Here is a 14,237-nt window from a genome sequence, read left to right as displayed (position 1 = left end):
CCTCAGATTACCGCCTGACGTACCCGCGCGGAAACCCATTCTGAAATAACCACTGTTGCGAGGATCACTACGAAGATCATCGCCACCTGATTCCAGGCCAGGGTTGCCAGTGATGCGCTGAGCTGCAGCCCCAGGCCGCCAGCGCCTACCAGACCCAGGATGGTGGATTCCCGGATGTTGATGTCCCAGCGGAACACGCTGATCCCCCAGAAGGCGGGTAGTATCTGCGGCACAATGGCGTAGTCGATCACCTGGGCACCGCTTGCTCCGGTTGCCCGCACCGCTTCCACCTGGCTGGTGTCGATTTCCTCAATGGCTTCGTAGAGCAGCTTTGCCACAAAGCCGATGGATCGAAGGCCGATCGCAATCACCCCCGCCAGCAGGCCAGGGCCGATCACGGCGACCAGCAACAGCGCCCAGATCAGGGAATTGATGGAACGGGAGGCAACAATCACCAGCAGCGCCAGCGGACGGACGAATCGGGTGCTGGGCGTGGTGTTACTGGCCGCCAGAAAGGCCACCGGAATGGCGATGGCAACGCCGATCAGGGTCCCGAGGGTGGCAATGTTGATGGTGTCCCAGAGCGGCTCCCAGAGTTCACTGATATAGCCCCAGGCGGGTGGGAACATCCGTCCGCCGATGTCAGCGGCCTGTGCCGGTGCGTCGCTGACAAAGGCCCAGATGGTGTCCCGGGTCATTAGTTGCCAGCAGAAGACAGTTAATGCCACCAGTGCGAACCATCCCAGCCATCGCAGCAAAACCTGCTTGCGGGAGCGGAAATGCCAGACAGGGGGTGCTGGTGAGGTGGCCGGTGAAATCGGACGGTCTGTCACTGGACCCACCTGCGAATATAGGAAGAGGAGTATTCCACCACCAGCACAATGGCGATGATGATGATCAGGATGGCCCCGGCGGAATCGTATTCGTAACGGTCAATGGCGGTGTTCAGGGTAGCGCCAATGCCACCGGCACCGACAATACCGATCACTGCCGATTCCCGGAAATTGATGTCCAGTCGGTAAAGCGAGAGTCCCACCAACCTTGGCATCACCTGGGGCTGCACGGCGTAATTGACCACCTGCCACCAGCCTGCGCCGGTCGCCCGGATCGCTTCGATCTGGCTGCGGTCGCAGGCCTCAATGTCCTCCGCCAAAAGCTTCGACAGGAAGCCGATGCTGGCAAACGCCAGGGTCAGGAAGCCGGCGAAGGGCCCAAAACCGAACATCGCCACCAGCAGAATCGCGATGATGATCTCCTGAAACGAACGGGACAGGGTAATGATTCCGCGGCAGGCCAGGTAGACCGGTGCTGGTGCCAGGTTGCGGGCGGCGCCGATACCGATGGGTACGGACACCAGAATGCCGGCAACGGTGGAGGTCACCGTCATGGTCAGGCTTTCAATCAGGCCCTCGCTGATGTCCCGCCAGCGAGTGGTGAAATCGGGGGTCAGAAAGCCTTCCACGAATTTCCAGCCTCGATCGAGCCCCAGATACACCCGCTGCCAGTCGACCTCGATACTCTGCATTGCCAGTACAAGGTAGATCAGCGCTCCGACGTAGATTGTCCGTCGCCAGAGCGTGTGGGTGAAAAGAACCGGTGGCCGTTTCCAGGTGGTGGGGTGGGACATTACACCCCCTCGGCCAGATCAACGGTCGGCGTTTGGGGGTCATCCTTGCCGGACTCTTCGCCCCGCATCCGGGTCCAGTCCTCGTCCCCGTAGATCAGGGTCAGTACTTCATCGGTGAGCGCGTCTGGGGAGCCGTCGAAAACCACTTCTCCGGCACGTAGGCCGATGATCCGGTCAGTAAACTGGCGGGCCAGCATCACGTCGTGAATATTGATTATGGCCGGCAGTTCCCGCTCGCGGCAGGCGTCGCCGATCAGACGCATGATCTGGCGGGAGGTTTTCGGGTCCAGCGAGGCTGTGGGTTCATCCACCAACAGCAGTTCCGGATCCTGTTCCAGGGCGCGGGCGATGCCCACCCGTTGGCGCTGGCCGCCCGAAAGCGCGTCCGCGCGTTTGTTGTAGTGCTGTGACAATCCCACCTGCTCCAGCAGTGAAAAGGCCTTGGTGATGTCGTCTGCGCAATAGCGTCGCAGGAATGAACGCCAGGCGGGGACGTAGCCCAGCCGACCGGACAGTACGTTTTCCATGACCGTCAAGCGCTCCACCAGGGCGTATTCCTGGAAGATCATGCCTATACGCCGTCGGGCGCGGCGCAGTTCCCGGCCCCGAAGCCGGGAAAGGTCCGATTCGCCCAGTACGATGGTGCCACTGGTGGGCTCAACCAGTCGGTTGATGCAGCGAATCAGGGTCGATTTACCTGCCCCCGACGGCCCGATCAGCCCGAGAACCTGCCCTGCAGGAACCTCGAAACTGACCTGGTGCAGCGCCGTATCACCGGTGGCATAGACTTTGGAAAGTCGGTCCAGCTTAAGTAGGTTCAAGAGTCACCGTTTACTGGCAGTTGTAGGCAACACCGTTGGCGGCGTCGATCTTTCGGATTACTTCCCAATGCTCCTTGAAGGTAATGGGAATGAACTGCGCCTCGCCGGACTTGGAGAACTCTTCTTCCAGTGCCGAACCTTCCCAGTCAAAAGAGAAAAAGGCCTCTTTAATCTGCTCTTGCAGTTCAGGCTTCAGGTTATGGGCCAGGCCATAGGCGGTGGTGGGAAAGGTCTGGGACGTGTAGATGGTTTCGATCTGGTCTTTGCTTACCACATCCCGATCCAGCATGCGCGCCAGCACTGAATTGGCGATAGCCGCCGCCGGATAGTCCCGGTTCGCCACGCCGAGAATGGAGTTGTCATGCTTGCCCGAGAATACCGGCTCGAAATCCTCGCCCGGGACCATGTTGTAGTCGGCTTTCAATATTGCTGAGGGCGCCTTGAATCCCGAGTTGGAGGTCTGGGAGGTGAAGGCCAGTTCGCCGCCGCGGATGTCTTCCACGCTATCAATACCGGAATCCGGATGAGTGATGATTTCCATTTCATAGCCGAAGGAGCCGTCTTCCGCCGCCATCATGGCGAACGGACGAAGCCCGGCGCAGGCAACGGCAAGAGGGTTGGAGCCGGTATTGAATCCGGCGATGTGCAAGCGTCCGGCTCGCATGGCTTCAATCTGCGCGGCGTTGGACTGAACAGGAAAGAACTGGACCTTTTTGCCAGTGACGTCAGACAGGTGGCTCAGAAATCCGGACCAGACTTCACGGTAGACGGCAGGATCTTCAACCGGGGTGTAGGCGAAGATCAGGGTGGACGGGTCGACCAGTTTCGACTGGTCGGAGGGGATATCCGCAATCAGGTCACCGTCTTTATCCTGGTACTGCGAATCGAGACTGAACTCTGCCTGGGCGGACAGGGGCGCCAGCAGCAGGGCGCAGGCAATGGATGGAAGCGTTTTCATGTTCATCGTCGATCTCCGGTTACGGGAAGTTACATCCCGACCCTAAGACTAGACGATGACGTTTTTATGACAACTCGGGCTGGTCCGGTACTTCGCGGATACGGCCGTGCTCGTCAATAGCCACGTAGATGAAGAGCCCTTCGGTCACTTTACGGGGGGTTCTTGCACTGCGGTCCAGGGTCCAGACTTCGATGTTGATTTTCATGGAGCTGCGGCCTACTTCCACCAGTTCGCCGTAGCAGCCGACCTGGGCGCCCACTCTCAACGGTGAAAGAAATTCCATCCGGTCCATGGCTACGGTGGCGTTGCGGCCCTGGGATGTGCGCCCGGCGAGGGTGGCAGCGGCAATGTCCATATGGCGGACCAGCCAACCGGCAAAGACGTCGCCGTTGGGGTTGGTGTCGGAGGGTAGGGGAACAATCTGGGTAATCAGTTCGCCGCGCGGCGCAGGCATATCGTCATTCAGGGCTGTCATGGGTACTGCCTTTATGGTGGCGCTGGAATTATTTTTGGTATACGCATGTTAGCGTCCCACGAGGTGTCTGCAAGAAAAATCCACTGACCTGTTCTATATTTCAGGGGTTGTCACAAAGTTGTCACAAAACGTCTTTAAGGTTTGCGTATCGGTGAAGCAACCCGACCATAAAGTCAAAATGACAGCTAGATGGAGACTCAACGTGATTAACCTTAAAACAGCCCTCACCTCAGTAGCACTGGCAGGCAGCATCGCTGCCGTGTCGACTCCTGCCATGGCTCGCGACACTATCAGCATCGTCGGTTCTTCCACTGTTTACCCGTTCGCCACCGTTGTGGCCGAGCGTTTTGGAACCAAGACTGACTTTGCCACGCCCAAGCTTGAATCTACCGGCTCCGGCGGCGGCATGAAGTTGTTCTGCCAGGGCATCGGCACCCAGCACCCTGACATCACCAACGCTTCACGCCGCATGAAGACTTCCGAATACGATCTTTGCATGGGAAACGGCGTTAAAGACATTACCGAATTCCGTATCGGTTCAGACGGTATCGTGATTGCCAGCTCTCAGGAAGCCCAGAACCTGGAGCTGACCCTTGAGCAGCTGTTCCTGGCCCTCGGCAAGCAGGTGCCGAACCCGGACAACGAAAACGAATTGATCCCGAATCCTTACAAGACCTGGTCCGAGGTTGATTCCGATCTGCCGAACGTCAAGATCCGTGTAATGGGTCCGCCTCCGACTTCCGGCACCCGTGACTCATTCAACGAGCTGGCCCTGCAGGGTGGCTGTGAAGACCTGCCGGCCGTTGCCAAAATGAGCGAGGACGACATGGAGAGCGTGTGCCAGAGCGTTCGTGAAGATGGCGCGTTCATCGAAGCTGGCGAGAATGACAACCTGATCGTGCAGAAACTGATTGACGACGCTGGCATGTACGGTGTGTTCGGTTACAGCTTCCTGGAAGAAAACTCTGATCGTCTGCAGGCTGCTACCCTTAACGGTGTAGAGCCGACCAATGAAGCAATCGCGAGCGACGAATACCCGGTCGCACGTTCACTGTTCTTCTATGTCAAGAAAGCACACGTTGGCGTTATTCCCGGCATTGCTCAATACGTTGAAGAGTTCACCAGCGCTGCGGCGATGGGACCAAACGGCTACCTCAAGAGCGTTGGCCTGATTGTTCCCACTCGTGATGCCCTGATGAACCTTCAGGAGAAAGCCGAGAAAATGCCGAACCTGGCCAAAGAAGAGCTGATGTAAGCAGGTAAGCGTTACTGTCGTTACCTGAGATAGGGGTGCGGGCCGAAAATGGCCCGCACCCTTTTGCACGTTTACAGCTCACAGTGCGAAACCTGTTTTAAATCTTTACACTTGTCGCCTATCAAAGTGTCAGACGGGAAAATACATGCAATCATCCACGCTCCTCTTACTGACCCTCGTACTGGCCCTGGTGGCCTACGGTCTGGGCTACGCACGGTCCCGGTCGCTGGCGATGCCCCTGGGTGGTATTCGCCACCTCAAGTCACTGCCATTCTATTACGGTGCCCGGGCAGCGCTCTGGTGTGTCATTCCAGGGTTGCTGGTGCTGGTAAGTTGGGCGGCATTTCAGGATAAAGTCATTCAGACGCTGGTTATTGGTTCATTGCCGCAGGACATGGTGCCGGATTCAGAGGGCGAAGCCAGTCTACTGCTCAGCAAGATCAGCAACGTTGCCAGTGGTGCGCTGCCACCGGCGTTCGTGGATGGTCCCATCGCCGCGGCTGCGGAACGTCTTGAGTCGCTGCGTCAGCAAAGCCAGTTTCTGATGAGCTCGCTGGTCATTTCGGTGACGGTACTGGCAGGATTTCTGGGCTGGGTACGAGTCGGGCCAAGGGTCAACGCCCGGGCGCAGGTGGAGTCGATTCTAAAGTGGCTGTTTTTCTCCTGTGCCGCCCTGGCGATTCTGACCACCATGGGCATTATTTTTTCAGTGGCTTTCGAGACCTTCCGGTTTTTTCAACAAATTTCGTTTATCGAGTTTTTCTTTGGCACCAACTGGAGCCCCCAAACCGCCCTGAGGGCGGATCAGGTGGCGGCCCAGGGTGCCTTCGGCATGATTCCGCTGTTTACCGGCACTCTGTTGATCTCTGCGATTGCGATGGTGGTTGCCGTGCCTGTTGGCCTGCTGTCCGCCATCTATCTGTCGGAATACGCCAACAAGCGGGTTCGTGGCGTGGTCAAGCCTCTCCTCGAGATGCTCGCGGGCATTCCCACCGTGGTTTATGGCTTCTTCGCGGCATTGACTGTGGCGCCGTTTATCGCCGATTTTGCCGCATCTCTGGGCATTGATGCTTCCTCCCAGAGTGCCCTGGCCGCCGGTGGTGTCATGGGCATCATGATCATTCCGTTCGTGTCGTCCCTGTCCGACGATGTGATCAATGCCGTACCCCAGACCCTGAGGGACGGCTCCCTGGCCCTGGGCGCCACTCAGTCGGAAACCATGAAGAAGGTGATTTTCCCGGCGGCCCTGCCAGGGATCATGGGCGGCATATTGCTGGCGGTCTCACGCGCCATTGGCGAAACCATGATCGTGGTGATGGCGGCAGGGCTGGCGGCAAATCTCACTGCCAACCCGCTGGAGACCGTCACCACGGTCACCGTGCAGATTGTCACTCTGCTGACCGGCGACCAGGAATTCGATAGCGCCAAGACCCTGGCCGCGTTCGCACTGGGCGCCATGCTCTTCCTCGCTACCCTGCTTCTGAACGTGGTGGCCCTGAAAATCGTTCGCAAATATCGGGAACAGTATGACTGATCAACGTTCACAGGCGGAGATTGTCCGCCGGTCACTCAAAGCGCGTTACCGCAAGGAACTCCGTTTCCGGGCCTACGGCATACTGGCCATTGCCATCGCGCTATCGGCGCTGGTTGTGCTGTTTGCAGACATTATCGGCAAGGGTTATACCGGTTTCATCAAAACCACCATCACCATGGAAGTACCGCTGGACGGTGAGATGATGTACCTGGATGATGCCACCGATGCGCGTCAGCTCAAGAATGCGGATTTTGTCGAGCCTTTGCTTCAGGCTCTGATCAAACAGGTACCGGGCGCCAACCAGGATGACAAGGATGCGGTCCGGGATCTGCTCAACCCATACGCCTCCATTGAGCTGCGCAACATACTCAAAGCGCATCCGGATTGGCTTGGTACCACCCAGACCATCACTGTTCTGGCTCATACCGACGTGGATGTCTATGTGAAGCATGCCGGTGATGATGCCTATTCCATCAAGCTGACCGAGCGCCAGCAGCGTTGGGTGGACCAGCTGCTGGAGAAGGGTGTGGTGGACACCTCCTTCAACGACGTGTTGTTCTCCAATGGCGATTCCCGTGACCCGTCCCGGGCCGGCGTGTTGGGCGCGATTGTAGGTTCCCTGCTGACCATGTTCGTGACGCTGGTGCTGTCGTTCCCGATTGGTATCGCAGCAGCGATCTATCTGGAAGAGTTTGCACCGCAGAACAAGTTCACCGATTTCATTGAAGTGAATATCAACAACCTGGCGGCGGTGCCATCGATCATCTTCGGTCTGCTGGGTCTGGCGGTCTTCATCAACCTTTTCGGTCTGCCTCGCTCGGTACCGTTTGTGGGCGGCCTGGTGCTGACGCTGATGACCCTGCCCACCATCATTATTTCCAGCCGGGCGGCGATCAAGAGTGTGCCTCCTTCCATCCGGGAAGCGGCGGAAGGTATCGGTGCTTCTAAAATGCAGGTGGTGTTGCACCACGTTCTGCCACTGGCGATGCCGGGTATGCTGACTGGCTCCATCATCGGGATGGCGCAGGCTCTGGGCGAGACAGCACCGCTACTGCTGATCGGCATGGTGGCATTTATTGTGGATGTACCCACGGGCTTTTTCGATTCGGCAACGGTACTTCCGGTTCAGGTATTTCTCTGGGCGGGCAGCCCGGAACTGGCCTTTATAGAACGCGCGTCGGCGGCCATTATGGTGCTGCTGACATTCCTGATTAGCATGAACGCATTGGCCGTCTGGCTTCGCAAGCGCCTTGAGCGTCGGTGGTAAGGAGATAAACATGAACACGATGAACCCTACAATTTCCAGTGAAGCGGATCGTCATGCTGTCGAGGCGGAGGAAGCGGTTCCTGTGAGGGACCAGCCGGAAGAGACTGTTATTGAAGAGGGGAAAACGGTCGGTAAACCGTTCGCAGACAATCCCAAGTTCAAGTTACGGAACGTGAGCGTTTCCTACGGCAATGATCGTGCAATCAAGGACATCAGCCTGGATATTGGCCAGAACGAGGTTATCTCGTTTATCGGCCCCTCTGGCTGTGGCAAATCCACCTTTCTGCGCTGCCTGAATCGCATGAACGACAGTATTGATATCTGTCGTATCAAGGGTCAGCTGATGCTGGATGATGAGGATATCTACAGCTCGAAGCGGGATGTCGTCGAACTGCGCGCCCGGGTGGGCATGGTGTTCCAGAAGCCGAATCCTTTTCCCAAATCCATATACGACAACGTGGCCTACGGCCCGCGTATTCATGGCCTGGCCAACCGCAAGTCGGAACTGGACGATATTGTTGAAAACAGCCTGCGTAAAGCCGGCCTGTGGAACGAGGTAAAAGACCGGCTGGATTCGGTGGCAACAGGTATGTCGGGCGGCCAGCAGCAGCGCCTGTGTATCGCCCGTGCCATTGCGGTCAGCCCCGAGGTGATCCTGATGGATGAGCCCTGCTCGGCGCTGGATCCAATTGCCACGGCCCGTGTGGAAGAGCTTATCTCCGAGATGTCGGAAAGCTACACTATTGTCATCGTGACCCACTCGATGCAGCAGGCGGCGCGGGTTTCCCATCGCACCGCGTATTTCCACCTGGGGCATCTGGTGGAAGTGAATGAAACCAATAAGGTGTTTACCTCACCGGAGCACCCGCTTACCGAATCCTACATCACCGGGCGTTTTGGTTAACGCCGGTGCGGTTGATTACTGGAGAACATAGCTATGCCAGATAGAAAGGATGATGTTTACGGCGATCACATCTCGCACAAGTTCAATGACGAACTCATGGCCCTGAAAAGCGAGTTTCTGGAAATGGGCGGGCTGGTGGAGTCCCAGGTTGACCGTGCCATCAATGCGCTGGTGGACAACGACGGCCACCTGGCAGACGAGGTGCGTGCTACCGACAAGAAAGTCGACCAGATGGAAATCGAGTTGGACGAAGAGGCAACGTTGATTCTTGCCCGGCGCCAGCCTACGGCGCGCGATCTGCGGCTGGTGGTGGCTGTTATCAAGATGGTGTCTGACCTGGAACGGGTCGGGGACGAGGCCAAGAAAATTGCCAAGTTTGCCATCAAGCTATCAGAGGAAGGCCAGGCGCCCCGGGGCTATGTGGAAGTCCGTCACATTGGCAACCACGTGCTGGGCATGCTGCACGATTCCCTGGATGCCTTTGCGCGCCTGGATTCCGAGCAGGCATTGCGGATCATGAAGGAAGACAAGCGGGTCGACGAAGAGTACCAGGCGGCCACCCGCACCCTGCTGACCTTCATGATGGAAGACACCCGCAACATTTCCCGCTGCATGTCGGTCATGTGGATTCTGCGCGCCCTGGAACGGGTAGGTGATCATGCCTGCAACATTGCCGAAAATGTGATTTTCATGGTCAAAGGCGAGGACGTGCGGCACACACCGGTGGAAGAAGCCGAGAAAGTCGTCGGCCGCTGAGTTTTCCACCGATGCTGCTGCAAGCGGGCCGGCAATACCGGCCCGCTTGCCTCCCCCCAAGGTCGGAATGCCTCAGGCCTGCTTCATTTTGTCGGTATAGGGCGGCCAGCCGAGGGGTTTGCCGGCCAGCACGTGCAGGTGGATGTGAAACACGGACTGGCCAGCGCTTTCGCCGCAGTTCATCACCGTTCGATAGCCCTCGTCGGCAAAACCCATCTCTTTTGCCAGTTTGGCCGCAACCCAGTAAAGATGACCGACCAGTTCGCGGTCGCCTTCCTCCATATCGTTGATCGTCGCGATTTCCTTTTTCGGGATGATCAGCAGATGGACCGGTGCCTGCGGGTTGATATCGCGGAAAGCCAGGCTGACGTCGTCTTCATGGACGATATCCGCCGGAATTTCGCGGTTCATGATCTTGGTAAAGATTGTGCCTGACATGAGTTCTCCCTCTCTCTGAAGCTAAAGGTGTCTGAGCCCGGGCAGCCGCTGAGCGATCTGGCGGGCCAGGGGTGGTAGTTCGTCGTCGATCCCCATAGCGTAGCGGGCCACCTGATTACGGGCAAAGGGCATGGCTTTGGCGGCGCCCAGCCCCAGGTTGCGCAGCAGGTGCAGCGGCGGTGTCTCGTTGCTGAACAGATGGTAGAACAGGTCCATCGCCATCATCATCCGGCGGTTGGCGGGGCGCCGCTGGTTTTCATAGGTAGCCAGCCACTGTGCGTCTGCCAGGTCACTGCCGGCCCGGCGCGCCTCTCGCAGTTGGGTCTGCAGGCACTGGGCATCCTGAAAACCGAGGTTAACACCCTGTCCGGCCAGCGGGTTGATGGTGTGGGCGGCATCGCCGACCAGCACAACCCGCTGATTCACATAGTGTTTGGCATGCTGGCGGGCAATCGGGAAGCTGGCCTTCGCTTCGATATGGGTCAGCGGCGGCAGTTCCGGTGGAAAGGCCATGGCGATTTCCTGCAGCAGTTGATCATCGGGAAGCGCTTTCAGGCGGGCCAGCACCTCCGGTGAGTCATACCACACCAGGGATGCCCAGCTTTCTCCATTGCCCGCGCTGTGCAGGGGCAGAAAAGCCCTTGGACCGGTGGGGAAGAAGCCCTGCCAGGTGATGTCTTCCACCGGCCCCTGGTACCTGGCGGAGATTACCATCGCCTGCTGCTGGTACTGGTTGCGGCTTACGCCGATACCGGCCAGATTCCGCACGACAGAGCCGGCGCCGTCTGCCCCGACGACTAACCGACTTTCCAGAGTGTCGCCGTTATCAAGGGTCACTCTGGCGGACGTGGCATCGTTTTCCAGCGCCGTCAGGGTGCGTCCCGGGAAAACGCTGACGGTGGGCTGGCTGCTGGCAGCGTCCCAGAGGGCCCGTTGGGTAACCGAATTCTCGACAATGTGCCCCAGGTGGCTGGCGGACAGGTTGCGGGCATCGAAGGTGACGTCCGCCAGTTTGCGCGGAAGCAAGTTGCTCAGGGGGTGACGGGTTTCGTCCCACACGGCAAGCCGGGTGTAACGGGTGGCGCGCATGGCGTTAATGGCCGACCACACACCCAGTTGATCGAGATAGCGTTCACTACCGGCGCTGATGGCGGAAACGCGGATGTCGGGGGCCCGCCCTTCCTGGAATTGTGCGGGCTCCGCCTGGTCGATCAGGGCTACGGTGAAGCCGCTCTGTCCCAGGCCGGTAGCCAGTGCTGAACCCACCATGCCGGCACCGACAATCACTATATCGAAAGCTTGAGTCATAAAGATGTCCTGTCTGAGGCGTCCAGTTTACGCAAACAACCGGATCAGACAAGCAATACGACCCAGGCCCGGGCTTTGGCCTGTCGGTGCTCAGTAGCCTGCCATATTGGCAGCGTGACCTTCGGTCAGGGCGTCTCCTGTGGTTGTCCGTTTACGGGTAAGCCAGGCGGGCTTCTGGCTGCCGGGTCTGACAAAACCCTGCTCCAGCACCATGGGACGAACAAGTTCCAGAAAATCGCTGGTTTTCATGTGGATGGATTCGGTGTGGCTGCCGGCGGCAAAGGCCAGCTCCGGCTGCCTGGTCAGCGCCTCAGCGCAGTAAACCGGCATGTTGAACAGATTACCGAAAGGGGGCATGGCGCCGACTTCGCAATCGGGGAAGCGGTCCTGGAATTCCTGTTCGTCGGCCAGATCGACAAAATCCGTGTCGAGGATGCGGGTCAGGCGATCCCAGCGTATCCGCCAGGTTGCCGGCATCACCAGCATGGCCATCTTGCCGTCGAGCTCCAGAATCACCGTCTTGACCACCCGGTCTCCGGCGATTTTTACGTGGTGGGCAAGTTCCTGGGCAGTGAAAGCGGGGGGGTGAGGCAGGCACATATATTCAACGCCTGCGTGATCGAGGTGCTTCTTCAACTGCTGTACCGGCATAGTGACAACCTCCTACCAGCAATGACAGCGGTACTGAAGCCGCGGGCTTCAATGACCTGGCGGCGGCATTTGAGCTTTGCCGCCGCCATCATTGGTCAGCTTAGTCGAGGCATTCAGGAATGCGAGTAACAGATTGTGTAAATGAGAGTTCAGTCACCCGTCAGTCGATCTTGCTGTTGTAGACATGCACATCCCGCTGGGGGAACGGAATGGTGATGCCGGCCTCGTCAAAGGCTTTCTTGACCTTTTCGTGCATATCCCAGTAGTAGGGCCACAGATCATCCGTGGCTACCCAGGGGCGGAACATCAAGTTGACGGAGTTGTCGCCAAGGCTTCCGACACAGATCCGCGGTGCAGGGTCCTGAAGCGAGCGTTCGTCTTCGTCGAACAGGCGCTGGAGAATGGCCTTGGCCTTGTCGATATCGTCGTCGTAGTGAATGCCGAAGGTCATGTCGCAACGGCGCTTGTCATAGATGCTGACGTTCACCAGCGTGGCGTTGGACAGACTGCCGTTGGGGATGACAATACGACGGTTATCGAAGGTATTCACGATGGTGTAAAGGATCTGGATTTCAGCCACGGCGCCAAGATGCCCCTGGGCTTCAATGGTATCGCCAACCTTGAAAGGCTTGAAGATCAGGATCAGTACGCCGCCCGCGAAGTTGGACAGACTGCCCTGCAATGCCAGACCAATCGCCAGGCCGGCGGCACCGATAACGGCGATAAAGGAGGTGGTTTCGATGCCGATCATGGATGCGACCGAGATCAGCAGCATGATCTTGAGGATGGCGCCGATCAGTCCGCAAAGGAACTTGTTCAGCGTGGGGTCTTTTGCGCCCAGCTTCTTGTCCATCACGCCGATAACGCGGTTAATCAGCCAGAGACCGAGAACCAGCGTAACAATCGCCAGCAGCAGCTTCGGGGCATAGGCCATGATTAGCCCGCTGGCCTGATCATAAAGTTCCGGCACATTGATGTTGCCTACAAGGTCTTCCATCTATTCGCTCCTTTGGAATGGAATGTTGTTTTCGAACAAACATCGTCTGCGAATGGTTATAGCAGACGAGTCTGACAACGCCAGTTACTCCGCGAAACCGCGAATGGTTTCAGGACCACCCCGAACAAGAATTCGCCCGGCCTTCTGGGCCAGTTGATAGTCGTACATGGGGTCGTAATAGTGCTCGAGCAGTGACGCGATCCAATAATCGTGGCCACTTACGTCGCCGGTGGCGTGTTGGTTTTCAAGGGCTTCCTGCATTGACTGGCGCAGACGCTGGTGGCGTTCGCCCCCAAGACGTTTGCGGATGCGGTCCAGGGCGCTCAACAGGTAGTCTTCAAAATTTGACCAGCCTGCTTCCTCGCCATCGCGCCGCGAATAGTCGGAGGCCATTTTCACCACGTAGTCCTCGCGGATGATCCGCACCCGTTCCTCGATCGGTTGCTCCAGTACCAGCAAAGGCGCAGCGGCCATGCGCTCTCTGAGGCTTTGGGGCAGGGCACAGCGGCCTACCAGGCGGCTTTCATCCTCAAGGTAAACAGGGCCGCCCACTCTGTGATGGGCTTTCAGCATGGCCACTGCCAGGCGGTTTTCGAAATCAATCTGGGTAGGCTGGGGTGTCACTTCACGGCCGAAGCTGGAGCCCCGGTGATTTGCCAGTCCCTCCAGGTCCACCGGGTTGGGAAGCTGGTTCAGTACCCGGGTTTTCCCGGTGCCGGTGCGCCCGCTGACAATAAGGAATTCCGATTGGGCGATGCGTTCTTCCAGCTGGTCAATCAGAAAACGACGCAGGGCCTTATAACCGCCTTTGATCAGGGGGTAATCAAGGCCGGCCTGCTGGATCCATTGTTGGGTCAGTCTGGATCGAAGTCCACCACGAAAACAGAACAGGTAGCCGTCCGGGTGATCCGCGACAAAACGCCGCCAGGCTTCGATACGTGCCTCTTTTACAGTGCCGGACACCAGTTGGTGACCTAGTTCGATCGCTGCATCCTGGCCGTCTTCCTTGTAGCAGATGCCCACTTGATGACGCTCTTCGTCATTCATCAGCGGGGCATTGACGGCATTGGGAAAGCTGCCCCTGTCGAATTCCACCGGAGCACGGACATCCAGTAGTGGTGTGTCGTTCAGAAAAATCGAGAGGTAATCTTCGGTGTCTGGTCTGGACCGCATAGGTGAAGATCGTCGGCGAAAAATGAGGCGCCAGTATAACGGAAGTGCCGGGCCCTTGTCCGGCGCGGGTGCC

15 protein-coding genes are annotated in these 14,237 nt (G+C 58.1%); 5 read left to right on the top strand and 10 right to left on the bottom strand.

Annotated elements, in window-relative coordinates:
- Nucleotides 1–2: 2 nt before the first annotated feature.
- From phnE (FPL19_RS05820) to FPL19_RS05800, 5 genes are read right to left on the bottom strand one after another with little or no spacing between them, the layout of a single operon-like run.
- Nucleotides 3–833: a phosphonate ABC transporter, permease protein PhnE gene (gene phnE / locus FPL19_RS05820; RefSeq protein ID WP_225314306.1), complete on the bottom strand. Its 831-nt coding sequence runs from the start codon at nucleotides 831–833 to the stop codon at nucleotides 3–5.
- Nucleotides 830–1,627, bottom strand: a complete 798-nt coding sequence (gene phnE / locus FPL19_RS05815) for a phosphonate ABC transporter, permease protein PhnE (protein WP_150911481.1) — start codon at nucleotides 1,625–1,627, stop codon at nucleotides 830–832. Before phnE (FPL19_RS05815) ends, phnE (FPL19_RS05820) begins: the two co-directional genes overlap by 4 nt.
- Nucleotides 1,627–2,448: a phosphonate ABC transporter ATP-binding protein gene (phnC, locus tag FPL19_RS05810; protein WP_150911479.1), complete on the bottom strand. Its 822-nt coding sequence runs from the start codon at nucleotides 2,446–2,448 to the stop codon at nucleotides 1,627–1,629. The genes phnE (FPL19_RS05815) and phnC overlap by 1 nt, the downstream gene beginning before the upstream one ends.
- A gap of 10 nt (nucleotides 2,449–2,458) precedes the next feature.
- Nucleotides 2,459–3,412 (bottom strand): phosphate/phosphite/phosphonate ABC transporter substrate-binding protein, encoded by a 954-nt coding sequence (phnD, locus tag FPL19_RS05805; protein WP_225314305.1) that lies wholly within the window; start codon nucleotides 3,410–3,412, stop codon nucleotides 2,459–2,461.
- 58 nt (nucleotides 3,413–3,470) lie between these two features.
- On the bottom strand, nucleotides 3,471–3,881 hold the full coding sequence (locus FPL19_RS05800) for an acyl-CoA thioesterase (protein WP_150911477.1): 411 nt from the start codon (nucleotides 3,879–3,881) through the stop codon (nucleotides 3,471–3,473).
- A 202-nt stretch (nucleotides 3,882–4,083) separates the two neighbouring features.
- Here FPL19_RS05800 and FPL19_RS05795 point away from each other — a divergent pair, with 202 nt between their 5' ends.
- The 5 genes from FPL19_RS05795 to phoU all read left to right on the top strand — a co-directional run bounded on the left by FPL19_RS05795 (nucleotide 4,084) and on the right by phoU (nucleotide 9,597).
- Nucleotides 4,084–5,136, top strand: a complete 1,053-nt coding sequence (locus FPL19_RS05795; RefSeq protein ID WP_225314304.1) for a substrate-binding domain-containing protein — start codon at nucleotides 4,084–4,086, stop codon at nucleotides 5,134–5,136.
- 145 nt (nucleotides 5,137–5,281) lie between these two features.
- Nucleotides 5,282–6,670, top strand: coding sequence for a phosphate ABC transporter permease subunit PstC (gene pstC, locus FPL19_RS05790; RefSeq protein ID WP_150911473.1), 1,389 nt, complete (start codon nucleotides 5,282–5,284; stop codon nucleotides 6,668–6,670).
- Nucleotides 6,663–7,937 (top strand): phosphate ABC transporter permease PstA, encoded by a 1,275-nt coding sequence (gene pstA / locus FPL19_RS05785; RefSeq protein WP_150911471.1) that lies wholly within the window; start codon nucleotides 6,663–6,665, stop codon nucleotides 7,935–7,937. The genes pstC and pstA overlap by 8 nt, the downstream gene beginning before the upstream one ends.
- Before the next feature lie 10 nt (nucleotides 7,938–7,947).
- A complete protein-coding gene (pstB, locus tag FPL19_RS05780) occupies nucleotides 7,948–8,841 on the top strand; it encodes a phosphate ABC transporter ATP-binding protein PstB (protein ID WP_150911469.1) in 894 nt (297 codons plus the stop codon).
- A 33-nt stretch (nucleotides 8,842–8,874) separates the two neighbouring features.
- On the top strand, nucleotides 8,875–9,597 hold the full coding sequence (phoU, locus tag FPL19_RS05775) for a phosphate signaling complex protein PhoU (protein WP_150911467.1): 723 nt from the start codon (nucleotides 8,875–8,877) through the stop codon (nucleotides 9,595–9,597).
- Nucleotides 9,598–9,669: 72 nt separating this feature from the next.
- On the opposite strand, the gene FPL19_RS05770 is transcribed toward phoU, so the two are convergent.
- From FPL19_RS05770 to mnmH, 5 genes are all read right to left on the bottom strand, one after another.
- Nucleotides 9,670–10,035: a histidine triad nucleotide-binding protein gene (locus FPL19_RS05770; RefSeq protein WP_150911465.1), complete on the bottom strand. Its 366-nt coding sequence runs from the start codon at nucleotides 10,033–10,035 to the stop codon at nucleotides 9,670–9,672.
- A gap of 21 nt (nucleotides 10,036–10,056) precedes the next feature.
- Nucleotides 10,057–11,343 carry an FAD-dependent monooxygenase gene (locus FPL19_RS05765; protein ID WP_150911463.1) on the bottom strand — a complete coding sequence of 429 codons (1,287 nt, stop codon included), beginning with the start codon at nucleotides 11,341–11,343 and terminating at the stop codon, nucleotides 10,057–10,059.
- A 90-nt stretch (nucleotides 11,344–11,433) separates the two neighbouring features.
- Nucleotides 11,434–11,994, bottom strand: coding sequence for an aminoacyl-tRNA deacylase (locus FPL19_RS05760; RefSeq protein ID WP_150911461.1), 561 nt, complete (start codon nucleotides 11,992–11,994; stop codon nucleotides 11,434–11,436).
- Between the two features lie 160 nt (nucleotides 11,995–12,154).
- A complete protein-coding gene (locus FPL19_RS05755; protein ID WP_150911459.1) occupies nucleotides 12,155–12,991 on the bottom strand; it encodes a mechanosensitive ion channel family protein in 837 nt (278 codons plus the stop codon).
- An 84-nt stretch (nucleotides 12,992–13,075) separates the two neighbouring features.
- Nucleotides 13,076–14,164 (bottom strand): tRNA 2-selenouridine(34) synthase MnmH, encoded by a 1,089-nt coding sequence (gene mnmH, locus FPL19_RS05750; RefSeq protein WP_150911457.1) that lies wholly within the window; start codon nucleotides 14,162–14,164, stop codon nucleotides 13,076–13,078.
- Nucleotides 14,165–14,237 lie beyond the last annotated feature (73 nt).

This window comes from Marinobacter halotolerans (assembly GCF_008795985.1).
Classification (GTDB): Bacteria; Pseudomonadota; Gammaproteobacteria; order Pseudomonadales; family Oleiphilaceae; genus Marinobacter; species Marinobacter halotolerans.
The sequence above is the reverse complement of the archived record's forward strand: the minus strand, read 5'-3'. Positions and strand labels throughout refer to the sequence as shown.